This window comes from Mucilaginibacter sp. OK098 (assembly GCF_900142915.1).
Classification (GTDB): domain Bacteria; phylum Bacteroidota; class Bacteroidia; order Sphingobacteriales; family Sphingobacteriaceae; genus Mucilaginibacter.
The window spans coordinates 1,206,767-1,230,713 of the sequence record NZ_FRCM01000001.1; the positions used below are offsets into that span (position 1 = coordinate 1,206,767).

Annotated in this window: 18 protein-coding genes; 5 read left to right on the forward strand and 13 right to left on the reverse strand. The window is 40.8% G+C overall.

Translation table 11 applies throughout. The features are described from left to right. Positions 1–18: 18 nt before the first annotated feature. From BUE31_RS05010 to BUE31_RS05025, 4 genes are all read right to left on the reverse strand, one after another. A complete protein-coding gene (locus BUE31_RS05010; protein ID WP_073400835.1) occupies positions 19–1,059 on the reverse strand; it encodes a glycoside hydrolase family 43 protein in 1,041 nt (346 codons plus the stop codon). Between the two features lie 99 nt (positions 1,060–1,158). Further along, the gene (locus tag BUE31_RS05015) at positions 1,159–2,028 is read right to left on the reverse strand and encodes a TIGR01459 family HAD-type hydrolase (protein ID WP_073400837.1); all 870 of its coding nucleotides are present in this window, start codon (positions 2,026–2,028) and stop codon (positions 1,159–1,161) included. 151 nt (positions 2,029–2,179) lie between these two features. Next, the gene (locus BUE31_RS05020) at positions 2,180–3,283 is read right to left on the reverse strand and encodes a hypothetical protein (RefSeq protein ID WP_234997752.1); all 1,104 of its coding nucleotides are present in this window, start codon (positions 3,281–3,283) and stop codon (positions 2,180–2,182) included. A gap of 6 nt (positions 3,284–3,289) precedes the next feature. Beyond that, positions 3,290–4,648 carry a glutamine synthetase family protein gene (locus BUE31_RS05025; RefSeq protein WP_073400839.1) on the reverse strand — a complete coding sequence of 453 codons (1,359 nt, stop codon included), beginning with the start codon at positions 4,646–4,648 and terminating at the stop codon, positions 3,290–3,292. 144 nt (positions 4,649–4,792) lie between these two features. On the opposite strand from BUE31_RS05025, the gene BUE31_RS05030 reads away from it, so the two are divergent. Then, positions 4,793–5,188 carry a gamma-glutamylcyclotransferase family protein gene (locus BUE31_RS05030; protein ID WP_073400841.1) on the forward strand — a complete coding sequence of 132 codons (396 nt, stop codon included), beginning with the start codon at positions 4,793–4,795 and terminating at the stop codon, positions 5,186–5,188. A 148-nt stretch (positions 5,189–5,336) separates the two neighbouring features. Here BUE31_RS05030 and BUE31_RS05035 read toward each other — a convergent pair whose 3' ends face one another. After that, positions 5,337–6,347 carry a glutamine synthetase beta-grasp domain-containing protein gene (locus tag BUE31_RS05035; protein ID WP_073400842.1) on the reverse strand — a complete coding sequence of 337 codons (1,011 nt, stop codon included), beginning with the start codon at positions 6,345–6,347 and terminating at the stop codon, positions 5,337–5,339. Positions 6,348–7,102: 755 nt separating this feature from the next. Between BUE31_RS05035 and mdh the strand changes: the two genes are divergently transcribed. Further along, entirely contained in the window at positions 7,103–8,041 is a 939-nt protein-coding gene (gene mdh / locus BUE31_RS05040; protein WP_073400844.1) for a malate dehydrogenase, read from the forward strand. A 53-nt stretch (positions 8,042–8,094) separates the two neighbouring features. Here mdh and BUE31_RS05045 read toward each other — a convergent pair whose 3' ends face one another. The 6 genes from BUE31_RS05045 to BUE31_RS05070 all read right to left on the reverse strand — a co-directional run bounded on the left by BUE31_RS05045 (position 8,095) and on the right by BUE31_RS05070 (position 15,692). After that, positions 8,095–9,042 (reverse strand): energy transducer TonB, encoded by a 948-nt coding sequence (locus BUE31_RS05045; protein WP_073400846.1) that lies wholly within the window; start codon positions 9,040–9,042, stop codon positions 8,095–8,097. Positions 9,043–9,366: 324 nt separating this feature from the next. After that, positions 9,367–11,976, reverse strand: coding sequence for a M1 family metallopeptidase (locus BUE31_RS05050; RefSeq protein ID WP_073400848.1), 2,610 nt, complete (start codon positions 11,974–11,976; stop codon positions 9,367–9,369). A gap of 260 nt (positions 11,977–12,236) precedes the next feature. Then, positions 12,237–12,986 carry an ABC transporter ATP-binding protein gene (locus BUE31_RS05055; protein ID WP_073401681.1) on the reverse strand — a complete coding sequence of 250 codons (750 nt, stop codon included), beginning with the start codon at positions 12,984–12,986 and terminating at the stop codon, positions 12,237–12,239. Positions 12,987–13,061: 75 nt separating this feature from the next. Continuing rightward, positions 13,062–13,835, reverse strand: a complete 774-nt coding sequence (locus tag BUE31_RS05060) for a hypothetical protein (protein WP_073400850.1) — start codon at positions 13,833–13,835, stop codon at positions 13,062–13,064. Between the two features lie 27 nt (positions 13,836–13,862). After that, positions 13,863–14,726 carry an ABC transporter permease gene (locus BUE31_RS05065; protein WP_073400851.1) on the reverse strand — a complete coding sequence of 288 codons (864 nt, stop codon included), beginning with the start codon at positions 14,724–14,726 and terminating at the stop codon, positions 13,863–13,865. Next, on the reverse strand, positions 14,727–15,692 hold the full coding sequence (locus BUE31_RS05070) for an ABC transporter substrate-binding protein (protein ID WP_073401683.1): 966 nt from the start codon (positions 15,690–15,692) through the stop codon (positions 14,727–14,729). It abuts the gene before it with no gap. Positions 15,693–15,901: 209 nt separating this feature from the next. On the opposite strand from BUE31_RS05070, the gene BUE31_RS05075 reads away from it, so the two are divergent. The 3 genes from BUE31_RS05075 (at position 15,902) to BUE31_RS05085 (ending at position 21,138) form a co-directional block, all read left to right on the forward strand. Next, positions 15,902–17,047, forward strand: a complete 1,146-nt coding sequence (locus BUE31_RS05075) for a methionine aminotransferase (RefSeq protein ID WP_073400853.1) — start codon at positions 15,902–15,904, stop codon at positions 17,045–17,047. 112 nt (positions 17,048–17,159) lie between these two features. Continuing rightward, complete coding sequence (locus BUE31_RS05080) at positions 17,160–17,942, forward strand: amidohydrolase (RefSeq protein ID WP_073400855.1); 783 nt, start codon at positions 17,160–17,162, stop codon at positions 17,940–17,942. A gap of 139 nt (positions 17,943–18,081) precedes the next feature. After that, positions 18,082–21,138, forward strand: coding sequence for a GH92 family glycosyl hydrolase (locus BUE31_RS05085; RefSeq protein ID WP_073400857.1), 3,057 nt, complete (start codon positions 18,082–18,084; stop codon positions 21,136–21,138). A gap of 371 nt (positions 21,139–21,509) precedes the next feature. Here BUE31_RS05085 and BUE31_RS05095 read toward each other — a convergent pair whose 3' ends face one another. Together BUE31_RS05095 and BUE31_RS05100 are read right to left on the reverse strand one after the other, a co-directional pair. Further along, positions 21,510–22,754, reverse strand: a complete 1,245-nt coding sequence (locus BUE31_RS05095; RefSeq protein WP_073400860.1) for a vanadium-dependent haloperoxidase — start codon at positions 22,752–22,754, stop codon at positions 21,510–21,512. 280 nt (positions 22,755–23,034) lie between these two features. After that, entirely contained in the window at positions 23,035–23,910 is an 876-nt protein-coding gene (locus BUE31_RS05100) for a polyphosphate kinase 2 family protein (protein WP_073400862.1), read from the reverse strand. Positions 23,911–23,947: the final 37 nt, after the last annotated feature.

Here is a 23,947-nt window from a genome sequence, read left to right on the forward strand (position 1 = left end):
ATAATTGTTTCCTATTCCTTATTGTGATGGTGTCTTCAAATAAACGCCTTCCTTAACCGGTGTCCCGAAATTTGGCGATCCGTCTTTATTCCATGTAAATTGTTGCATTCTTGGCGACCGTTCTTTACCGCAACCCTGTCCGGCTTGAGAATTGGCATGGTACAGGATCCAGTCCTCTTTTCCATCTGCCGATTTAAAAAACGAGTTATGCCCGGGCGCGTACACACCATTTTGTGGCGATTGCTTAAAAACAGGAACAGCCGATTTTGTCCATGAAGCAGAATCGAGCAGGTTTTTATTTGCTGATGTGCTTAACATCCCCAACGCATAATAATCTGTCCAGCATCCGCTTGCAGAGTAAACCAAAAACAGCTTGTCTTTATGTTTCAACATCTCCGGACCTTCGTTCACATTTACGTGTGGCGGATTACTGTTAGCGCCCAAATCGCCGTATTTTTCCCAATCATACTTGGGGCTTGAGATCTTAACACGCTTACTGCCAACAGTCCATGGATCTTTTAACTGCGCGATATAAATATTCTGCTGAACATTTTCATCGCCTTCCCACCCAGCCCATATTAAATACAGCTTGCCTTTATTTTCAAATACGGATGCATCGATGGCCCATTTATCAGTTGTATCACTTAACTTTCCTTTAAATACCCATTCACCTTGTAATGGATCAGCAGCTGAATTTTCAAGTACATACAGCCGGTGGTTATTATTGCTGCCATCATCAGCGGCAAAGTACATATACCATTTATTGTTGATAAAATGCAGCTCAGGCGCCCAAAGTTCCTTTGAATAGGTTGTATTAAGTGGCGGCATCCAAACCGTTTTATTTTGTGCCGATTTCAGATCAGCCATATTTTTGGTTTTATATAAAACAAGCCGGTCGCCCGTTGAATTGGTGTAGTAATAATACCCGGCATGGTAAATAACCCATGGATCAGCACCTGATGGCAATAAAGGGTTAGTAAACTCTTTTTTAGGAATAGGTTGAGCCAACGCAGAATTAAAAAATAAAACTGTTAAAAATACATTTAAAAGTTGTTTCATAAATATAACCAGGTGCTATAATTTGGTCTTGAAATTCAGGGTTTGAGATTTAAAGGTAGTTTTTATTTTTATAAATGCGATAAATTTTGAATTTTCTGCCTAAAAATCCAACTCGCCAAGCTCAACTACTGCCGTATCGCAAATATACGTTGGCACAATGCCTGTTGAGGTTATCCTGTTTTCGGCATCCTTTGGCAGCGTATTGCCCGATAGTACGAGTACTGTATCCAAACCAAATTTATTACCGCCTAAAATATCAGTTTGCAGGGTATCGCCTACCATCACTATCTGCTGTTTGCTTATGGAGCGATATTCGCGGATCAGGTCATAAGCGAACATAAACATTTGTGAATCAGGCTTACCAAACCTGATGAATTGCTTACCAATTATACTTTCAATCATTGCTGCAATACCGCCTATTGCAATGCCAACATCACTTAATGATACCGGGTAAGCCTTATCAGTATTGGCAACTATAACCGGGATAGTTCTTTTACGCAGAATGTTAACTGTTTTATTCAGATCATCGCACCAGTTAAAACCTTCATCGTCTAAAAAAACCATGGCGTTAACTTTATCAATATTATCCATAGTAATTTCATTAACGGGTAAGGTATGCAAGCCGGAGCTGTCAATATAATGTGAGGATTCGGGGGTTCCTAAAAATGCAACAATTCCATCATCAACTTTAAGGTCGAGGTACTCTTTGGTAAGCATCCCTGACGAAATAATGCGATCATGAGTAATATGTTTTAAGCCGCTCCTGTGGTAGCTTTCGGCCAGTTGTACCGGGCTTCGGGAGGCATCATTGGTAACAATGTAATATTCCTTTCCCTGTGCTTCAAGGTATTCAAACGTTTTTTGAATGCCCGGCACCAGCCCCTGGTAGGTTTTCAGTACACCAAATGCATCAAAAAATATAACATCATATTTATCAATTATGGATTTAAAATTTTCAATGCGTTTCATGTGTGTGTTTGGTTGATTAAGTTAGATTGGGTTGATTATGTTGATTGAGTTACAAAGATTGCTTTGAGTAAATTAATTAAATTCTTTTTCTTTCGGACTTTGCTGACTTTCGGACTAACTTAATCAACTTACTCTAACTTAATCAACTAAACTATTTCAGCCCCAGCGCTTCGATAATTTTCTCCGCATCAAAGTCCCTGTCTACCGATGGCAGGTAGATCTCAAATGCTTCGGATTGTAGCTTACTGGCATATTGTTCGTTAAAGAAATGCTTGCCGTCTTTTATCACGTAATTCAATATAAAAAAGCGATAGGCCTCTTTTAAAAAGCGGATCTCGTCGGCCGTTATGGGGTTTACTTTATGATACTCCTTTAAAAACAGGATAAACCTGTCTTCCATCATGGTGGTTATCACATAGCTGAATACGGTACGATCGCCCCTGTCTGAGCATACCCGGCTAAAAAAGTAAAAATCAAGGATCCGGTAGCTCATCCTGAACCAGTCGTAATCCCAGCGGGAATAAAGTTCAAGATCAGGAGTGACTGAAAAGTTGCCAATGTTCCAGTCAATAAAAACAGGAATGATCTCGAACGAGCTCATATTATATTTCGATCTGTTTTTTAGAAACAGATCGCAATGGTATTTCAAAAAATCAACCTGCATGGCCGATCCAAACTGCTTTTCATCAGTTTCTAACTCCTTCTGCAATAAAAAAATATCGGTGCGGAGGGTCTTTGATGACTTTGGCAACACATTTTTTGTTCTTGAACAAGCTTTATGAAAACGACCTACCTGCTGTCCAAGTTTCATAATATGATGCTCTTCCAACCGCCTCGGCAAGCGCTCCAGTATGCGGGTTGGATTATAGAACACCACCCAGGCATCAGTTTTACCCTGTTTATGACGATAGATATAGACCCTGTTATTTTTTAATAACGATTTTGCCAGCAGGTTTTCAAACGGATAAAGCAAGTTGTTTGATAAGCTGTGGATAATGCGGTGATCTTCCTTAAAATGCTCGTATTTACCAAAATAGGATAGCTTGGCAATAATAATATCATCATCATGAAACGTGATCCTAAACACATGGTTTGTTGAAACCATTGCACTGATATCCTCAATTTCCTTTATTGATTTTGATGCGTCATACCCTTCCCAGGCTTTCTGCAGAATAAAGTTATAGTCAAGTTTTGTAAATGCCTTTGCTTTCGATTTAATAGGTTGCTCAAGCTCGGCAATATGTATGGTACTCATTATTAGTTATATTATCTCGAAGTATCTTTTCAGTTCCCAATCAGTTACACTTTTGCCGTATTGCCTGCACTCCCAGAGTCTGGTATTTGCAAAATGATCAACAAATGCTTCGCCAAATAATTCTTTGGCAATGGCCGATTCTTTCATAATCATTGTTGCGTCATGAAGATTTGAGGAAAGGCTGCCATTTCTTTTATCCTGGTAACCATTACCCACTGTTGCAGGGATGGTTAAAGGCAGTTTGTTTTTTATTCCATATAAACCCGATGCCAGGGCCGCAGCCATCGCAAGGTATGGATTGGTATCTGACCCGGGGATCCGGGTTTCCAGGCGGGTATAATTTTCTGATGTATGGATCACCCTAAGGGCTGTTGTGCGGTTATCAATTCCCCATGTAACTGTAGTTGGCGCCCAGGCACCCTCAACCAAACGTTTATAGCTGTTAATAGTTGGCGCAAACATGGGCAGAATATGCGGCAGGCAGTGTAGCTGGCCGGCCAGGTAATGTTTATGCAGGTCGCTCATATTATATTCATCCTTCGCACTGTAAAAAAGATTTTTTGATTGATCTTTTGTCCACAAGCTTTGGTGAATATGTCCACTGCAACCCGGAAGGTTTTCGTTCCACTTGGCCATAAATGTTGCCATTATGCCATGCTTGTTGGCTATTTCTTTTACGGCTGTTTTAAACAAAACCGCTTTATCTGCAGCTTCCATAACATGATCGTGCAAAATAGCCGCTTCATATACCCCCGGACCGGTTTCTGTGTGCAAACCTTCCAGCGGTACATTAAACTGCAGCAGCAGGTCGAAAAGATCGTTATAAAACTCATCATTTAACGAGGTCCGCAATATGGAATAACCAAACATCCCCGGGGTAAGGCTTTCTAAATTGGTAAAGCTTTTATCCTGCAGGCTTTGCGGTGTTTCCCTGAAATTAAACCATTCGAATTCCTGTGCAAATTCGGGGTGATAGCCCAGGTCTTCACATTGTTTGGAGATGCGTTTTAACAGGCTGCGCCCGCAGGCTGGCAGGTCATTCCCATCGGCCTTACTAAAATCGCCCAGAAAAAATGGGATATTTTCATCCCATGGAATGGTTCGAAAGGTTGACAAATCAATCCGGCACATCTGATCAGGATAACCTGTGTGCCACCCGGTAAGTTTTACATTATCATAACAGGCATCGCTGCTATCCCATCCCCATACAACATCACAAAAGCCAAAGCCGTCATGCAAGCCATCAACAAATTTTTTTTGATGGATCACCTTGCCACGCAAAACACCATCAATATCGGCAAATGCGAACTTTATTTTTTTTATATCGTTTTCTTTAAGGTAGGTTTTAATCTGATCTTCATTCATAACATGTAGAATAATTGACGGAGCAATTTAAGCACAACAAATGTAATGCTTAAAACAATAAAATATGTTGTTGAGCTGTCGCAAAACATTGCTCTATTGTATTACGCTACGAGCGCTATCTTTGTTTGACTAAAATCTTAACAATTGAAAGAAGCACCTTCTTATTTATTTGTTTACGGAACCTTGTTAGATAAGCAGAATGAATTTGGCGCCTATTTAAATGCCAAATGTTCTTTTTATGCCGAGGGTAAATTTAAAGGCAGGCTTTATGATATCGGCGAATACCCTGGAGCCGTATCAGATGCCGATAGCGCCTATTATGTACATGGTAAAGTTTTCTTAATTAATGATCAGGATAATGTATTGAAGCAATTGGATTATTATGAAGGATTTGCAGCTGATCAAGCACAGCCAAATTTATTCATCAGGGAAAGTATAGCTATTGAAACTGGTAATGAATCGGTAATGTGCTGGGTATATTTATACAATTTGCCGGTTAGTGGCCTAAGTCTTATTAAATCCGGCAGGTATTTACTGTAAGTCTGATCCGTTAACAGCACTTTGCTCAGGACAAATCAGAGGCATAGCCTCGACCTATCTTGCAGCAACGGATTTTAATCCGTTGAAAAAAAAATCCCCCGGCGTTTTACAACCAGGGGATAAGAACATATTTAATTTAGTTAGGAAATTAAACTTTAGCCGACTTTACTGTTTTGATAATAACAGCAGCTACTTTGTACGGATCAGCAGCCGAATTAGGGCGACGATCTTCCAGGTAACCATTCCAGCCTTTTTGTACAGTGTAAAGCGGGATGCGGATTGAAGCACCGCGATCTGATACACCATAGCTATAGTCATGGATAGAAGCAGTTTCGTGTTTACCGGTTAAACGCAATTCGTTATGTGCACCATAAACAGCTATACATTCAGCAACTGCCGGACGGAAAGCTTCGCAAATTATATCATAAGTTGCTTTGCTGCCTGCAGTTCTTAACGTTGTGTTTGAGAAGTTAGCGTGCATACCAGAACCATTCCAGTCTAATTCGCCCAATGGTTTGCAATGCCAGTTGATAGAAACACCATGTGATTCACCAATTCTTTCAAGCAGGTAACGTGCAACCCAAATCTGGTCACCAGCTTCTTTAGCGCCTTTTGCAAAGATCTGGAATTCCCACTGACCGGCAGCAACTTCAGCGTTGATACCTTCAACATTTAAACCTGCTTCAAGACAAATATCCAAATGCTCTTCAACAATATCGCGTCCGTAAGCATTGTTTGCACCAACTGAACAGTAGTAAGGGCCTTGCGGACCTGGATAACCACCAGCTGGGAAGCCAAGGGGTTTGTTAGTTTCAGGATCCCATAAAAAGTACTCCTGCTCAAAGCCAAACCAAAAATCATTATCATCATCCTGGATCAAAGCACGGCCATTTGACTCGTGAGGAGCGCCGGTTGAATCAAGTACTTCGCACATTACAAGGTAAGCATCAAGCCTTCCCGGATCTTTACAAATAAAAACAGGTTTCAGAACGCAATCAGATGATCCGCCCGGTGCCTGCTCGGTTGATGAACCGTCAAAGCTCCAATTTGGGCAATCTTCTAATTTACCGCTGAAATCTTTTTCAATTTTTGTTTTACTGCGCAGGCTTTGTGTTGGTTTGTAGCCATCAAGCCAAATGTACTCAAGTTTAGTTGCCATTGTTTAATGAATTTATAATATAGGGTTGAAATCTTATTTTTTGTAACGTTATCTACAAATAATGTTGCGAATTTAAATTATTTTTATAAATTTCATTACAAAATGTTAAAAAAATTCTAAATATTTTCAAAAATCCGTGTTTATAGTATGAAAATGGCTAAAAAGCGATCTGTATTGGCCAACTTATTAACAACCGGTTAAAAAATGGCTCAAAAAAGCAAAAACCGTTTAGGATAAAATATCATTGAAAGGCTTAATAATGATATTAAAACCTCATTTGTTTGATGCGGCGGTTCAAAAGCAACTATTCCTGATCTTTTTGAACCCTTGGTTATTAATATTTTCGGCCAGATAGAGGTATTATCCTCACTTAGTGCTACCTCGACCTATATTGTAACAACGGATTTTAATCCGTTGGCTATAAAAAGCAGATAAAAAAGAACAATAGGTTCGGTCCATATAAATCCATGTAAAATGGTAAATACTTCCTAAGATTGATATGCATCGTGCCGACGGCACTCCGTACGTTCGATATCAGTTCTCAACGGGTTGAAACCCGTTGTTACAAAATGTGTCGAGCCGAAGGCTCTTACTGTAAGGGACAACGAATCTTTTGTACACTCGTACCTCATAAATCCGAAATCGAAATTCCGAAATCCGAAATCATACCACATATTGCACATTTTTTACACAGGGAAAAATATAAATATCTATCTTCGGCCAGTTTAATTTTCCATCTGCAAAAATCAAATAATATGAAGATAACTGTTGTTGGTGCCGGAGCTGTAGGCGCTACCTGCGCGGATAATATCGCCAGGAAAGAATTGGCCGAAGAACTTATTTTATTAGACATCCGCGAAGGTTTTGCCGAAGGCAAAGCTATCGATATGATGCAAACCTCTGCCCTTTTAGGTTTTGATACTAAAGTTAAAGGTGTTACCAGTGATTATGCGGCTACTGCTGATTCAGAAGTGGTTGTTATAACCTCTGGCTTGCCGCGTAAACCGGGCATGACCCGCGAAGAGCTTATCGGCACAAACGCCAATATTGTAAAAAGCGTTACCGAAAATATCCTTAAATATTCTCCGAACACCATCATCATTGTGGTTTCGAACCCGATGGATACTATGAACTACCTTACTCTGAAAACTTCTGGCTTACCAAAAAACCGAATCTTAGGTATGGGTGGCGCTTTGGATTCATCAAGGTTTAAATATTACTTGAGCCAGGAATTGGGCTGCTCACCAGCAGACTTAAATGCTGTTGTTATTGGCGGTCACGGTGATACTACAATGATCCCGTTAATTAACCATGCTACCTGGAACAGTATCCCGGTAACTCAATTATTAAGCAAAGAACAACAGGATAAAGTGGTTGCGGCAACAATGGTTGGTGGCGCTACTTTAACCAAGCTAATTGGCACCTCTGCATGGTATGCACCGGGCGCAGGTACTGCTGCAATGGTTGAAAGCATTGTACGCGATGAGAAAAAACTGATCTCGTGCGGTGTTGCACTTGACGGTGAATACGGTCAAAAAGACATCTCTTTGGTTGTTCCTGTTATCCTTGGTAAAGGCGGATTTGAAAAGATCCTCAACTTTAAATTAAGCGATGCTGAACAGGCTGAATTTAACAAAAGCGCTGATGCCGTACGTAACATGAACCAGGTATTGTTTGATACCGGCGTTATTTAATTATAGCTTTAAACTACAGGAAAAGGCTTTCATCAGAGATGGTGAGAGCCTTTTTAGTTTGTTGCAAAGCCGATAGGTACACTATATGCAACATTTACCGGTTTTCCATGTACATATCCTGGTTTCCATGAAGGGAAAAGTTTTATTACCCTTACAGCTTCTTCATCGCAGCCGTCTCCTATTCCCCTCGCAACATATATGTCGGTTAATTTGCCGTCAATTCCACAAATAAAACTAACTATTACCTTTCCTTGTGTTCCATTCTTTATTGCTTCTATGGGATAACGAATGTTTTTTGCCAAAAATCTTATAAATGCGTCCATTCCGCCTGTAGATCCGGGATTCTCCTCTACTTTTGTAAAAGCTATTTTACCCGATTTATAAGTATTTTTAGAATAAATTAAATTGCCATTATTATACTCATTTTCAACTGCTATTGAATCGTCTTTTTTCAAATGCCAGATCCCATCTTCTTTTCCACTGTCAATTTTCCCTTCTGCTATTATACCGGCAAAATGCTCATCTAACAATACCATACTGCCATTACCATTTTCAGCCAAAACCTTACCTGTGGAGTCACGGCATTCACCATAGGTAACTTTGCCGTCGGCCCCATAATTACTTGTATAATAAAGCTTACCATTCGGGAAGTAATTAACTTCGTGTCCAACCGGCTTTCCGTCTTTAAAACTTCCCGTTCCTTTCTTTTTGCCATTCGGATAATAAGCAATATACCCGCCATCGTACAATAAATTTATATCCCTGGTTTTTGAATTGGTTAACAGCCTTATCTTCCCGTTGGGGTAATACTCATAAACCACATACAAATTTTTATCAATACTCGTATCTGGCGGAAGAACTACCATTGAATAATCGGCACGGTCCTTTGTTGAAAGCTGTTTGCCGGAGTTTTTTAAATAATATATTAAACCTCCCTTTTGAGCAAAGGAGCCCGTAAAAACGAACAAGCAAAAAATTAAAGTAAATATATGTTTAAGCATAATTATAATTTGAGCATGAAGGTAATACTTGTTTGCCGATAATCATAAATTCAGTTTTTCCATCATCTCGATTTTTGATCGCAATTAAATTGACTCTTATCAAATATTTTCAATTGTCACCTTATTTTAGGACGAGTCATAGTAGAGACGCAATGCTTTGCGTCTCCCGCATTCAAATCCTACTTTGCCGATCCCGCCCCCCTATATAAAAACGCCCCGACAAATCGGGGCGTCTCTACAACAATATAAAACTATTTTCAGGCGATTTCAAAGATTAAGTTGATCAACTTATAAACCTAATCTAACCCAATCAACTAAATCAACCTACTGCCTATAAGTATCATTAGTAAGCCCTGTATTAGCTGTTGCGCTTTTTATTTTAAACTGAATTGGCTGACCATTAACACTATTCATTTCTGTAAACGGCAGTTTAACACCTGTGTTTACATTTTGGTAGTCGCTAAATTCCATTACCGTTGCGTTTGGCACATCTGTAAATTGTTTAACTTTTAAACCGGTTTTCTGATCGTAAAAATACTTTACGTTGATGTTATCCGGAGAAGTTACCGTAATTAAATAAGCTAACTGGCCATTAACAACCTGGTAGTTGCTATCAAGTACCGCTGTATAACCCGGTTTATTAAAATCTAGCTCAGGAAAAAGCTTGTAACGTGCTCTTACAGCGCCTCTTTCCGTTTTTGCCTTAAGCGGGGCGGTTCTGCCGTTTTGCTTAAATTCTATGCTGTCACCATCTATAATAATATGGGTTAAGTTAAAATTGTTATACTTGGGCACAGTAATATTCATTGCAAATTTACCTGGTGTTTTATACTTGCTTACCTTTACAAAGGTATAGCCCTGTACAGTACCCTCTGAAGTTATGGTAATGTCATTTACATCTTTAAGCCTTTGCTCGCCGCCTACTGCATCAAGGTAATTTTTAATAACAGTTGCCGCGGTTATGCCTTTTGTCATTGCAACCCCGCTTAATGAGTTGTTCTGTGCATTTACATCGGGTAAAACATGATCAGGATCAAGCGTAGCATAAGTAATTTTCGAGGTCGATTTATAGGCAAATGTCCACGTTCCGCCGCGTTGCCAGATCTCGGCAGGCAATTTAATAGTGCTGCTATTGCCGTTTTCTTCTTTAACGGCAATAGTTACAGGTAATGCCATACCCTCCAGGTTTTCTATAGTAATTAAAGCGCCTTTTGAAGGATCGTTATCTACATAATTGATTTCTTTAACCGACTGATCAAGCTTTAAAGTAGTGGTAAACCATTCTTTCCAAAACCAGCTCAGGTCTTCACCGGCGGCATTATCCATCGAGTGGAAAAAATCCCACGGCGTAGGGTGTTTAAATGCCCAGCGTTTAATATAAGTTCTAAAGGCATAGTCAAAACGTTCCTCTCCTAATATTTGTTCGCGCAATATGGTTAAACCCATTGCAGGTTTTTCATAGGCGGCATAACCCAAATAGTTAGGCTGAATTACATCAGGGGTATTCATAATAGCGTCAGCATCAGGCGAAAACATTCCAGCAGCTGCCTTTTGCGCATCAGCGGGTTCAAAGTATTCGCCATTGTTAAATACTTTGGTATCAACTTTATTTATAAAGGTATTAAAGCCTTCATCCATCCAGGCATATTTACGCTCGTTCGAGCCTACTATCATCGGGAACCAGTTGTGGCCGAATTCGTGGTTGGTAACTTCCCATAAGCCGCCGCCCTGGTTTTGTGATCCGCAAAATACAATACCCGGATATTCCATGCCGCCTACAATGCCGGCAACGTTGGTAGCTACAGGGTAAGTGTATTCAAACCACTCTTTCGAGTATAGCTCAATACAACCTTTTACATATTCGGTTGAGCGGCTCCAGGCATTCATCCCTTTACTTTCAATTGGGTAAACAGATTGTGCAAGCGCTTTTTTGCCGCTTGGCAAGTTAATCCTGGCTGCATCCCATAAAAATGCTTTTGAAGCTGCCCATGATACATCACGTGAGTTTTTACAGAAAAAATGCCAGGTAAGGTTTGCTTTTGCAGGATATGAATCGCTGCCGGTAAGATCAACAGAATCCTTTATCATTACCGTTTTATCGCTGTTTTTTGCCGCATTCATCCTGCCCAGAATCTTTGGCGAGAACACCTCTGCAGGGTTTAACAGCTCGCCCGAGCCTACCACAACCAGGTTAGCCGGTGCGGTAATGGTATAATCAAAGTTACCATACTCAAGGTAAAACTCAGAAGCGCCCATGTAAGGAATCACGTTCCAGCCGGTAACATCATCATAAACCTCCATTCGCGGGTACCATTGCGCTATTTCATAGATCCAGCCGTTTTTTGTTTTTTGCCTGCCCATCCTGTCTGTTCCGTATTCAGGTACGTCAAACTTGTAGTCAATCTTTATCTGTGTTTTTGCGCCACCGGCTCTAAGTGTATCGTTTAGCTTTATTTGCAAACGGGTATCAGTTACCAGGTAATCTACTTTTTCGGTTTTGCCATTTTTTATAATGTAAACGCCTTTTATCTCATCGCCCTGGGTAAATGTTTTGTTGGTAAACCTGCCGCCTTCAACGGGACTGGTAGCTTCGCCGCGCGAATCTGCTTTATAAATATTCTGATCAACCTGCAGCCATAAAAAGCCAAGCGGATCAGGGCTGTTATTGGTATAAGTTATAAGTGTGGTGCCTGTTACGCTATGTTTAGCAGTATCCAAAGTAACATTCAACTTATAGTCGGCACGGTTTTGCCAGTATTTTGCGCCTGGTGCGCCACCGGCAGTGCGAAACTCATTTCCTTTTTCAGGATAAAATAATGGATTGAAAATTTTATGCTGATCGTAACTGGATTTAGGTTCCTCTGTGCTTTGTGCATGTGCGGTATACATACCGGCGCACAACAGAAGTGACAAGGTTAACTTAGTGTATTTCATTGTAAAAAATGTTTTTTATGCAAGATATAAATATAATATTATTTAAATATTCGGAACAGCTGAATATTTGGGAAGATGTGAATTAAACATGCGAAAATCACCCTTTTAGGGGGAGAGGAGTAAGAGGCAAGATTGTAAGAATCAAGAGACAAGACAGTAAGAATCAGGATGCAAGACAGTAAATTTTATTTTCCCTTTCTAATTCTTGATTCTTGACTTCTTGATTCTTGGCTCTTGTCCTCTTGATTCTTGACTCTTCCTTAAGAGAACCAATCAAAAAGATCATTTTGCTTAAGGGCTCTTTTCTCTTTGGCATCCAGGTCTTTTTGGATCTGCCCCTCTCCCATTAATATAATACGGTTGCCATAAGTATAGGCATCCTTTAAATTATGGGTGATCAATATTGCAGTAAGCCGGTAATCCCTTATCAGTTCTTCTGCAGTGCGCATCACTACTTCTGCCGACCGTGGGTCGAGGGCTGCAGTTGGCTCATCAAGCAGTAAAACTTTACAGTTATCCATCACACTCATCAGTAAAGTTAAAGCCTGTCGCTGCCCGCCGGATAGCGTGCCCATTTGCTGTTCTATCTTGTTTTCAAGCCCCAGGCCCAGGGTACTGATCTTTTCTTTTACCTGGTCCTTAAAAACATCATTTATGCCGATTGATAAGCCTTTGGGCTTGGTACGGATAGTTGCCAGCCTGAAATTATCCAGGATGCTCAGGTCGGATGCCGTTCCGCTTATCGGGTTTTGAAAAACACGGGCTATCCATTTACTGCGTTTATAGTCGGGCAGCTTTGTTACATCCTTGTCATCTATAATTATATTCCCCGAAGTTGGAGAAATGCTGCCCGCAACTAGGTCTAGTAGCGTTGTTTTACCGGAACCATTAGCGCCTACTATAACCAAAAATTCTTCGGTTTTTATTTTCAGGTCGATGCCGTTAACTGCATTTACCTGGTTAGGCTTGCCGGGGTTAAAAACTTTATGAATATTGGTGATATTGATCATTAATATTATTGAAGGTTCGTGTATAAAATTAATGCTTAGCAGCATTTAAACCTGAAACATAGAAATTTAATAGGCTTACTGCCTATTAAATTCTGATGAAGTTAGATATAATTTAGCTGACAAAGCAAAGCTTTCTATTTGCTTTCTACAATTACCAAAGCTCTTTCCATTGAAATCCTCGAATACCAGAAACAACTCCTTAATTTTCGAAGTATTGTTGACACTATATTCGGTCATTATACCTTCACCAAACTCATCTAAAATCTCCACTTCATACCTTGAATTATATTGTTCATTTAGTAAGCCTAAAAGTTCATTCAAAATACTCTCCATATCATATTTATATTTTTCAATCGCTTCTGCAAGTGTATTCATTTCATTATTGACATACTCGTTTGTTATAAAGAGTATTATCTTCACCCTGTCCACGTATATATTTAAAAAATACTCATCGCGAATCCCATCAATTTTCTGTTTTAATTCTTCTATGTTCCGAACATTATAATTCTCAAATTTTATTCTTGATAAATTGAATATCCATCTATTGCAATTTTCTGAAAAATTGACAAGGGCTTGTCTTTCTTCTGTTCTGTGTTGAAGTTGCAAGGTTAGAAGTTTGTCCAAAGCATGTTTTAACTTATCATTCTCACCGGCATTTTGAGCTTTTATTGTTTCGAGTTTTTCATTATAAATGGCTTTATTACTTTCTACAATATCTGTTTGTTCTTTAAGAATATCCCTTTTTACCCGCCATTCAATTTTATTTACAACAAATATTTTATAAAACAACTCATAAATAAGAAAAATCAGTAACGTAATTAGATTTCCGAAGTTAAAAAGCTGGTCCATAATCTTATTATTTTAAGTCGCTTAAATTCATCTTAAAAGCCTCAAACGTGGCAAACTCACTATTACCAGCACAAAACCTGCAGTTACCAACTTCAATAAATTGGCATCAACCCCAATTTCAAGCGTTATAGCCAATACCAGCTGGAATATAACAGCTCCCGCCAGTACCAAAATCAAGCTTAACCAAACCGAAGTAATGCGGAACCAATTGATCAGCGTTTCAGCAATAATTACGGAGCCAAGGCCAACAATCACTATTCCTATCCCCATGCTGATGTCTGTAAAACCCTGATTCTGACTTATCAAATAACCACTTACCGCTGTTAAGGCATTCGCTAATGCCAGGCCAGTTATCTTCATCCGGTCGGTGTTTACGCCTAATGAACGGATCATTGATTCGCTGTTGCCTGTTGCCCGCATGGCAATGCCGAAGTCTGTTTTAAGCAGGTAACCTATCAGGATAACAATTATTATTACAAAAATGGATACTACCCAAAAGGTATTGTGATTTGGGTCGGCACTTATGTTTAACAGGTTAAATATGGTTGGGAAATTGTTTAGCGGTAAGTTTGAGGTGCCCATTAAGGTTAAATTAACAGAGTACAGGGCCGTCATTACCAGGATGCCCGCAAGCAGGGCATTTATCTTTAATTTGGTATGGATAATGCCCGTCAATGCTCCTGCTAAACCGCCTGCAACTATTACGACTGGTAAAATAATATAGGTGGGCTGGTGATGGGTTATCATAACCGCAGTAACCACGGCACCTAAAGTATAGCTGCCATCAGTTGTAATATCGGGGATATTAAAGATCTTCATTGAAATAAAGATCCCCAGCGCAAGCGCCGAAAAACAAAGTCCCTGTAATAACGCGGTCAGATAGAAATCCATTTATTTAACGGCTTCGAAATTTGAAGGAACGGTTATGTGATATTTTTTAGCGGCGGCGGCATTGTATACCCTTCGCCTAATCTTCACCATTTCAGGCTGTAAACCTGCTGTGCTGTGTGTTTTTAAAAACTGTGCGGCCTGCTCGCCCGCCTGGTATCCCCATTGGTAAATATCTGCGCCAAATGCTGCAACTGCACCGCGCTGTACCAAACCCGCTTCGCTGGTAAACACAGGTACATTTTGTTGATCGCAGTTTTTTAATATAGTTTCAAAAGAAGCGAATACACTGTTATCCGGGTTGGCAAAAAAAGCGTCAATGTTTTTATTAAGCAATGATTTTGTAACCAGTTGCGCTTCTGCCGATGAATTTAAGGGCAATGCCAACAGGGTGATGTTTAACTTATCAGCCATTGCTTTGATCCTTTTTTGGGCATCGACAGATTGAGGCTCCGATTGGTTATAGATCATCCCGACAACCAGTTTGCCCGCTTTTGGCTTTATAAACTTAGGAATATTTGAAAACGAAGTATCAATATAATTACCATTCTCAACCGTGCCAAATAAATTGGCAGGTCCCTTGCCATTTGCATCTTCCATGTTCATCAGCTTTACCGTTGGCGAAACCATCATAAAAATGGGAATGCTTTTGGTTTTTTGTGCTGCTGTTATGGATGATAAGGTAGTGCAGGTAGCCATCAGATCAACTTTTTTTGATACAAAGAAATTCACGATCTGTGTTAAAGTTGGGATACTGCCCTGCGCATTTCGGTACTCCACTTTTATATTTTTACCATCCTCAAATCCGTTTTTCCTTAAAGCATCAATAAAACCTGTCTTTGCCGGGGTGATAGATGCATCCTGGAACGCATCAACAAAGCCGATTACAGGTACATCTTTTTTCCCCGAACCACATGAGGATAGAACTATAATTAAAAAAACTAATGAGAGATATTGCAGCTGCTTCATGGCACTAAGGTAAATAATAGCGGTGAAAGGAAAAAGGTAAAAGGCGAAAGGTAGCATAGAAACAACAAACCTTGCTGTATTGAGGTAAAAGGTTAAAGGCGAAAGGTAAAAGGTAGCGCATCAAAAACCTTTCGCCTTTTACCTTTCAGTTTTCACCTCTTTTTAAAAACCTTTTACCTTTCACCTCAAAAACGTAATTTAGCCCCTGCATGACACCTATCATCTCTAAGTTGCCCCAAACAGGCACAACTATATTTACCGTAATGTCGGCTTTGGCAAATGAAGTTGGGGCCATCAACCTATCGCAGGGTTTTCCTGATTTTAATACCTCGCCTGAGTTAATAAAACTGGTAAATACCGCCATGAAGAAAGGGCATAACCAATATGCACCCATGCCTGGCGTAATGGCGCTACGTGAACAGATCGCGCAAAAAACAGAAAAACTTTACGGTGCAGTTTATAATCCGGACACCGAAATAACCATTACAGCCGGTGGTACGCAAGCCATTTTTACGGCTATTACCGCAGTAATAAACCCCAACGACGAGGTAATTATATTTGAACCCGCTTTTGATTGTTATGCCCCTGCTATTAAACTGGCCGGTGGCATAGTAAAATCATTAGAGCTTACACCGCCCGATTATAAAATCCCCTGGGATATGGTAAGGCGCCTCATCAATAATAAAACAAGGATGATCATCCTTAACACACCGCATAACCCAACCGCTACTATCCTGCAAAAAGAGGATATTGACGAGCTAAGCGCGATAGTAAAAAACCAGGACATCCTGATTTTGAGCGATGAGGTCTATGAGCATTTAATATTTGACGGCGAAACCCATCATGGCATGGCCCGCTATCCCGAATTGCAACAGCGCAGCTTTATTGTGGCCTCGTTCGGCAAGCCGTTTCATGCTACCGGCTGGAAAGTTGGTTATTGCATGGCTCCCGCTTTTTTAATGCAGGAATTCAGGAAAGTTCACCAGTTTTTGGTGTTCAGTGTTAATGCGCCGATCCAGTATGCAATAGCCGAATATTTGAAAGATGAAAATACGTATTTATCCTTACCTGATTTTTTCCAACAAAAGCGCGATCATTTTCGTAAAGGGCTGGAACAAACCCGGTTTGAGCTTTTGCCATGCTCGGGTTCATACTTTCAATCTGTAACATATAATAGCATAACAGACGAAAAAGACAGCGACTTTGCCCTGCGCTTAACAAAGGAAATTGGAGTGGCATCTATACCCACATCGGTGTTTTATACCCAGGGTACTGATCACCATGTTTTACGCTTTTGTTTTGCAAAAATGCAAGAAACGCTGGATAAAGCCGTTGATAGATTGTTGAAAGTTTGATTTTGGTCCATGGTCGATAGTCCATGGTAGATGGTAACTTTTTAACGTTCTATAATTTTTTTAATAACTAACTGCCATGGACTACCGACCATGGACTATGGACTAACTGCTTATGGACAATCTTAAAATTACCGTATTCCAGGGGTATTTGTATTGGGAAAATATTGACAGGAACCTGCAAAACATTGAGTTGCGCCTGTCTAATATCCGCGAAAAAACAAACCTTATTATTTTACCCGAAATGTTTAATACCGGCTTTAGCATGGAAGCCGAAAAGCTGGCCGAGCCAATGGGGGGTAAAACAATGAAATGGATGCAGAAAATTGCCCGCCAGTATGCATGTGTGATCACGGGCAGCCTGATCATTAAAGAAAATGATAAGTTTTATAACCGTTTAATATGGATGCGCCCTGATAGCACCTACGTTTTTTATGATAAACGGCACCTTTTTGCATTAGGTAAAGAACATGAAACCTATACCCCTGGCAACAAAAAATTAATAGTTGAACTCAACGGCTGGAATATTTGCCCGATGATTTGTTATGACCTGCGTTTCCCGGTTTGGTTGCGCAACGTTGATGCTGAATACGACTTATTGCTGATAGTAGCCAATTGGCCCGAGCGCCGCATTGCCCACTGGCGCGCCCTGATCCTGGCACGCGCAATTGAGAACCAATCCTATGTAATTGGTGTTAACCGGGTTGGCCACGATGGCAACGAAGTTTATCACTCCGGCGATTCAACCTGTATTGACCCTAACGGCAACGTAGTTTACTACAAACGCGACGAAGAAGATATGTACACCTTTACCATAATTGCCGACGAAGTAAAGAAAACCCGCCGTGCATTACCTTTTTTAAAGGATATGGATGCATTTGATATAAACACGATTTAACGATTAAAATAATTTTCAGGATTATTTTCAATACAATCTCCATCCTGCAAATCAAAATTAATCCAGAAATCGTGTTAAAAATTCGTTAAATCTGCTTAATCCCGGTTATTTTTACCCCCTCACAATCATCAGTAATTCAATGAAGCTTTTCTCCCGCAGCGTTCTGTCGTTTTGTTTTGTTTCACTTTTCACGCTTTCTTTATCGGCCCAAAAGAAAAAGGACTACACCAAATATGTAGATCCTTTTATCGGTACCGGTGGCCATGGACACACTTATCCCGGTGCAGTTGTGCCTTTTGGGATGGTGCAATTAAGTCCTGATACCCGTTTAACCGGGTGGGATGGCTGTTCCGGCTATTATTATAGCGATACTACGGTTTACGGTTTTTCGCATACACATTTAAGCGGAACGGGCATTGCTGACTACTGTGATGTGTTGTTTATGCCAACCACTGGTGAGCCGAAGTTTAAGAATACCGATTATATGTCGGGCTTTAAAAAGAAAAACGAGATTGCTACTCCCGGCTATTATAAAACGCATTTGGATAAGTATGATATTGATGTTGAGCTTACGGCAAGCACTCGCGTTGGGGTACACAAGTATAATTTCCCATCAACAAAAGAAGCCAATATTATTATCGATCTGCAGCACCGCGATAAAGTGCTCGATTCATGGATAGAAGTAGTAAACGACCATGAGATCCGCGGTTACCGGAGATCAAGATCATGGGCTACGGATCAGTCATTATATTTCTGCGCCAGGTTTTCAAAACCGTTTAAAACCTATGGCATTGCCGGCGACGACCAGCTACAAACCGGAAAAAACAAACTGCAGGGGAAAAACATAAAAATGTATCTCCGGTTTGATAACCCGGGCGAGGTGATCTCAAAAGTTGGGATCTCATCAGTAAGCGCGGAAGGCGCATTAAAAAACCTGGATACCGAAGTGCCTGATTTCGATTTCAAAAAAGTTCAGCGGGATGCAAAAACGCTTTGGATAGATCAGCTGGCAAAAATTGAGGTTGAAGGCGGTGCGCCAAGCGCATCGGCGCAACAAGTTCCGCAAAACACGCAGGACCCTAACGCTGGCTATAACAGCCGGAATGGTGCCCGCAAGCTACCACAAGGGCAGAAGAAACAGCCGGCAATTGACTATGTAAAACAAAAGCACACCATATTTTATACAGCGCTGTATCATGCCATGCTTGCCCCAAATGTTTACAGCGATGTCGACGGCCAATATCGCGGCATGGATCAAAAGGTGCACAAAGCGGATGGCTTTAATTATTATACTGTATTTTCTTTGTGGGATACCTATCGTGCCGAAGACCCATTGCTTAACCTGATAGACCGGAAACGTACATTGGATTTTATAAAATCGTTTCTGGCGATGTATGAGCAGGGCGGCCTGCTGCCAATCTGGCCGCTTGCATCCAACGAAACCTATTGTATGGTGGGCAATCATTCTATCCCGGTTATTGTCGATGCCTATGCAAAAGGCATCCGTGATTTTAATGCCGAAGAAGCATTCACCGCCATGAAAGCCGCTGTAAACCGTAACCAGTTCGGGCTGGATTCATACCGTAAAAATGGGGTGGTGCTTTCTGATGATGAGCATGAATCTGTTTCAAAAACACTGGAATATGCTTTTGATGACTGGTGCATTGCCCAAATGGCAAAAATGCTGAACAAGCCACAGGATTATGCCGAATTCATCAAACGCGCCCAATACTGGAAAAACAACTTTAACGATCAGAATGGCTTTATGCAAGCCCGTGCAAACGGCGGCTGGTACACCCCTTTTGAACCTACCGAGATCAATAATAATTATACCGAAGGCAACTCGTGGCAATATTCGTTTTTAGCGCCGCAGGATGTTGAAGGCCTTGCAGAAAGAATGGGCGGCAGGCAGAAATTTGAAACCAAGCTTGATGAATTGTTTACTACAGATTCAAAACTTAGCGGTCGCCAGCAGGATGATGTTAGCGGTTTAATTGGCCAGTATGCGCATGGCAACGAGCCAAGCCACCACATGGCCTACCTGTATAACTTTACAGATGCTCCCGAAAAAACCCAGCTTTACATCAGCCGCATTTTACGCGAGGAATATAGCGACAAACCCGATGGCTTATCAGGCAATGAAGATTGCGGACAAATGTCGGCATGGTATGTAATGAGCTCGTTAGGCATTTATAACATAGCGCCGGGACAACAGCAGTTCCAAATAGGCATCCCGCAGTTTGATAAAGCGGTAATTAACCTGGAGAATGGTAAGAAATTCACCATCACTAATTCAGGCGCAGGTGTAAGTCGCGCCAATATTTATCTGCAGGGCATGAACCTCAATAAAAAAGCATATAACAAGCTTTATATTGATCATGCAGACATTGCCAATGGCGGCGATTTTGAAGTACTTACCGGCAAGTTGCCAAATAGCCTTTTTGTTCAGGGCCTTGAAAAACCAACCTCAAAAATCACTGACAGCCTAATTTTATCTGATCCATACATTATTGCGCCATCCAAAACATTTAAACAACCGATAAAGGTTGAAATAAAATGCGCCGATAAAAACGCGAAGATCTTTTACACAACTGACGGCACCGCTCCTGGTGCTAATTCAACGCTGTACGCAGGGCCATTTGAGGTTTCATCCAATACCACCATTAAAGCTATAGCTATTGAAGGCGGCAGGTCAAGCTTCGCCGTTTCCGGTACATTTAACAAAATCAGGGATGATATTAAGCTAACCCTGGTAAACAAATACCTGCCAAACTATGCCGATCAGGGCGATAATACGCTGATAAACGGCATCCACGGCAAAGCCAACTGGCGCCTGGGCAATTGGCAGGGCTACCAGGGCAATGATGTGGTTGCCATACTTGATCTGCAGCAGGTAAAACCTGTTAAACAGGTAAGTTTTGGCGCGCTGCAAGATACCGGCTCATGGATCGTGTTCCCAAAACAAGTTGAATATTACACCTCAAATGATGGCGTAAACTACAAGCTGGCTGCAACCGTAAACACAAAAGTGGATGTAAAAGATCTTGAAGTACAAACCCAGGACTTTACAGCTACGCTAAACACACAAACAAGATATATCAAAGTAATAGCCAAACAATACGGTCCGCTCCCCGACTGGCACGAAAGTAAAGGCGGCGCATCGTATATTTTTGCGGATGAGATAGTTGTTGAGTGATTAGAGACTAGGATTACCAGCTTTATAACCTAAATTACAACGTAAAATGGGCCATTACGGAATGCCATATGATAGCACAATAGGTGTTGCTCCGATTTGGGGAGTAGTATCATTTTGTATTCTGTTTTACATTGTGCTCAGAGTTTGGTGGCAATTAAATAGGGATAAAAAAAAAGCAATTGAAAATAATGCTCTAAAAAAAACCACATCTGTAAAGCGCAAAAACATTAAAGACCAGATCAAGTCATCCTAAAATCAGGAAAATCATGGCTCAAAAAAATAGTCACAAACGATAAACTTACGAAGTTTTGAAAACTTCGTAAGTTTTCCTCCTCATCAGCTTCATCAAAATCATCAGCCAACATCTGTGATCATTTCTTGTGCGGCCCGTTCTTCAACACCCAATCTGCCACTTTCCTACCAACATCCTGTGCAGAGTTATTCTCAAAAGCATAATGAATTCCGCCATAGATCCGGCTGTAGCCATTCTCAAATTCAACCGCGCTTAATGATTCAACAACACGGGCAGGCTCACCATCAGTTGTGGTGCGCAGCTCCAAATGATTTTTATCACCAAAAAACTTCTTAAGCACTTCGTAACCTGCAGTAACTGTTGCGCTATGCCCGCTTGGGTAGCTTGGATGTGCCGGAGTGGTGATCAATGGCGTCCATTTGGTATAGGCTTTAACAGAGCCGTCCTCCTCAGCATTTAGGGCAGTTACAGGCCTCCATGCTAAATATTTGTATTTTCCGCCCCAAATCTCAATGCGCGCATCAGCTTCGGCAATATCAACCAAAACAAAAATAAGCGCATTTTCCTCAAGAGTAGTACCATGACTTACAGCCAGTAATCTTGCACCCTCGTTAACGGTAAGCTCCGCATCTTGTTTATAAAACTGGGCGATATGAGTTTGATCTTCAGTACGCTTGGTACTTTTGATTTCGCCAAGTTCATTAACCTCGGCTAAAGCTTTTTTATATTCAGTGCTGCCAATTGCGGGCGGTGGTTCTGGTAAAAATTGTTTGTCGCTTTTTAAAAGGAACGGTTTTACATTCCCCCATTCTACATCAATACCCGGAGCAAATTTGCCGGGCGTGGGCCGGTACGCTCCTACACCGGGTTTTTCCGGTCCGGCATAAGTTGTAAGCGGACTTGAACCATCATTTGCCCGTAAAACTATAATATCTGCAGCGGCCGCTGCACCAACTTCACGGCCTGCACTTACCGGGCCGTCTGTTATTCCCTGCAGGCTATTGGTCAATGCGGAATCAAGCGCCGGCCTTTGCGCGGGGAAATAATTCACCAGCACATCATGTGCCGCCTGCACCACAGCAGCCTGCGCCGAAGCCGGGCCTGATGGCTCAACGTTATAATGATACGGGGTACCGATATGTTTAATAGAATTTACAGCATCATAAACCGCAATAGCTTCAACAGCTTCTGTACGACTGGCCAGGTTGCTGTTTTGTTTTGCAATTTTTGTTGCCTTAACGGTTATAAGGTTCCATTGAACGATAACATCAGCATTCGCCGGTTTTGGCTGCAAGGCAAAGGTGTTATTAATAGATAATATCCCTGTGCCGATAATTGTTGAGATAAGTAAAGATCTGTTCATGATAAGCTAAATATTCAACAAATATAATAAAGTATATAATATCTATAGATTTTATAGATATATTTAATAATTTGTTAACCGTTGATTCATATGATTAAATGATTGCGTTGATTTTTGGAGGAAAGTGAAGAAAACTTACGAAGTTTTGAAAACTTCGTAAGTTTCACTGCTTGTTATTTGGTTGGTGGGAGACGCGATGCATCGCGTCTCTACGACCTTACCGTATCATAATCTGTGAAATCATCAAAAAAATCAGCTTCATCAAAAACATCTGTTAAAATCAGTGATCCAACAACTTCCTCGCCTCATCCAGTTTTTCCTTCTCCTCTTTTGGCAAAACCGGGTATTTCAAATCAAGGCCTTTTAAAGTTTCCAGTATAATAGTTGAGATGGCCAGCCGGGTGAACCACTTTTTATCAGCAGGAATAATATACCATGGACATTGATTAGTCGCAGTTTCTTTTATGGCTTTTTCATAAGCCTTCATATAATCATCCCAAAACTCCCGTTCCCGGATATCTGCCGACGAAAACTTCCAGTTTCTTTTAGGGTCGTCAATTCGTTTTAAAAAGCGCTCTTTTTGTTCGTTTTTTGATAAATTCAGAAAAAATTTGATGATCATAGTACCATTACTAACCAAATGTTTTTCAAATGAACGAATGCTTTCATAACGATGATCCCAAAACGCGCCATCCACTTCCTTAACGGAATCAATTGAGTGAAGATGCTCATTTAGCAACAATTCGGGGTGCACCTTAGTAATCAGCACATTTTCATAATGCGACCGGTTATGAACGCCAATGCGCCCACACTCAGGCAAAGCTTTGTAATGCCGCCATAAAAAATCATGGTCCAACTCTTCTACACTGGGTTGTTTAAAACTATGCACTTCACAACCCTGTGGGTTTAAGCCCGACATGGTATGCGCTATCGCACCGTCTTTGCCTGCCGCGTCCATGGCCTGGAATATAATGAGTAAAGAGAACCTGTTATCAGCATACAGTGTTGCAGCTAAATCTGAGGTTTGTTTGATCAGGTCCTGCAATACCGGTTCCGCCTCCTCCTTTTTAAAGCCATCGGAATAGGCCGGATCAAACTCCTTAAGTGAAAATTTTTCTCCGTCAGTTATTTTAAATTTATTAATTATGCTTTTCATTTTATAAAATTGGTAAATGCAAGTTAGCTTAAAATTT

Bases quoted from the DNA above. Each gene is read 5' to 3' on its own strand.
- BUE31_RS05060 (WP_073400850.1), bottom strand. From the start codon at position 13,835: ATGGACCAGCTTTTTAACTTCGGAAATCTAATTACGTTACTGATTTTT.
- BUE31_RS05025 (WP_073400839.1), bottom strand. From the start codon at position 4,648: ATGAATGAAGATCAGATTAAAACCTACCTTAAAGAAAACGATATAAAA.
- BUE31_RS05095 (WP_073400860.1), bottom strand. From the start codon at position 22,754: ATGAACAGATCTTTACTTATCTCAACAATTATCGGCACAGGGATATTA.
- BUE31_RS05010 (WP_073400835.1), bottom strand. From the start codon at position 1,059: ATGAAACAACTTTTAAATGTATTTTTAACAGTTTTATTTTTTAATTCT.
- BUE31_RS05035 (WP_073400842.1), bottom strand. From the start codon at position 6,347: ATGGCAACTAAACTTGAGTACATTTGGCTTGATGGCTACAAACCAACA.
- BUE31_RS05100 (WP_073400862.1), bottom strand. From the start codon at position 23,910: ATGAAAAGCATAATTAATAAATTTAAAATAACTGACGGAGAAAAATTT.
- BUE31_RS05055 (WP_073401681.1), bottom strand. From the start codon at position 12,986: ATGATCAATATCACCAATATTCATAAAGTTTTTAACCCCGGCAAGCCT.
- BUE31_RS05065 (WP_073400851.1), bottom strand. From the start codon at position 14,726: ATGGATTTCTATCTGACCGCGTTATTACAGGGACTTTGTTTTTCGGCG.
- BUE31_RS05085 (WP_073400857.1), top strand. From the start codon at position 18,082: ATGAAGCTTTTCTCCCGCAGCGTTCTGTCGTTTTGTTTTGTTTCACTT.
- BUE31_RS05075 (WP_073400853.1), top strand. From the start codon at position 15,902: ATGACACCTATCATCTCTAAGTTGCCCCAAACAGGCACAACTATATTT.
- BUE31_RS05015 (WP_073400837.1), bottom strand. From the start codon at position 2,028: ATGAAACGCATTGAAAATTTTAAATCCATAATTGATAAATATGATGTT.
- BUE31_RS05070 (WP_073401683.1), bottom strand. From the start codon at position 15,692: ATGAAGCAGCTGCAATATCTCTCATTAGTTTTTTTAATTATAGTTCTA.
- BUE31_RS05080 (WP_073400855.1), top strand. From the start codon at position 17,160: ATGGACAATCTTAAAATTACCGTATTCCAGGGGTATTTGTATTGGGAA.
- mdh (WP_073400844.1), top strand. From the start codon at position 7,103: ATGAAGATAACTGTTGTTGGTGCCGGAGCTGTAGGCGCTACCTGCGCG.
- BUE31_RS05020 (WP_234997752.1), bottom strand. From the start codon at position 3,283: ATGAGTACCATACATATTGCCGAGCTTGAGCAACCTATTAAATCGAAA.
- BUE31_RS05045 (WP_073400846.1), bottom strand. From the start codon at position 9,042: ATGCTTAAACATATATTTACTTTAATTTTTTGCTTGTTCGTTTTTACG.
- BUE31_RS05050 (WP_073400848.1), bottom strand. From the start codon at position 11,976: ATGAAATACACTAAGTTAACCTTGTCACTTCTGTTGTGCGCCGGTATG.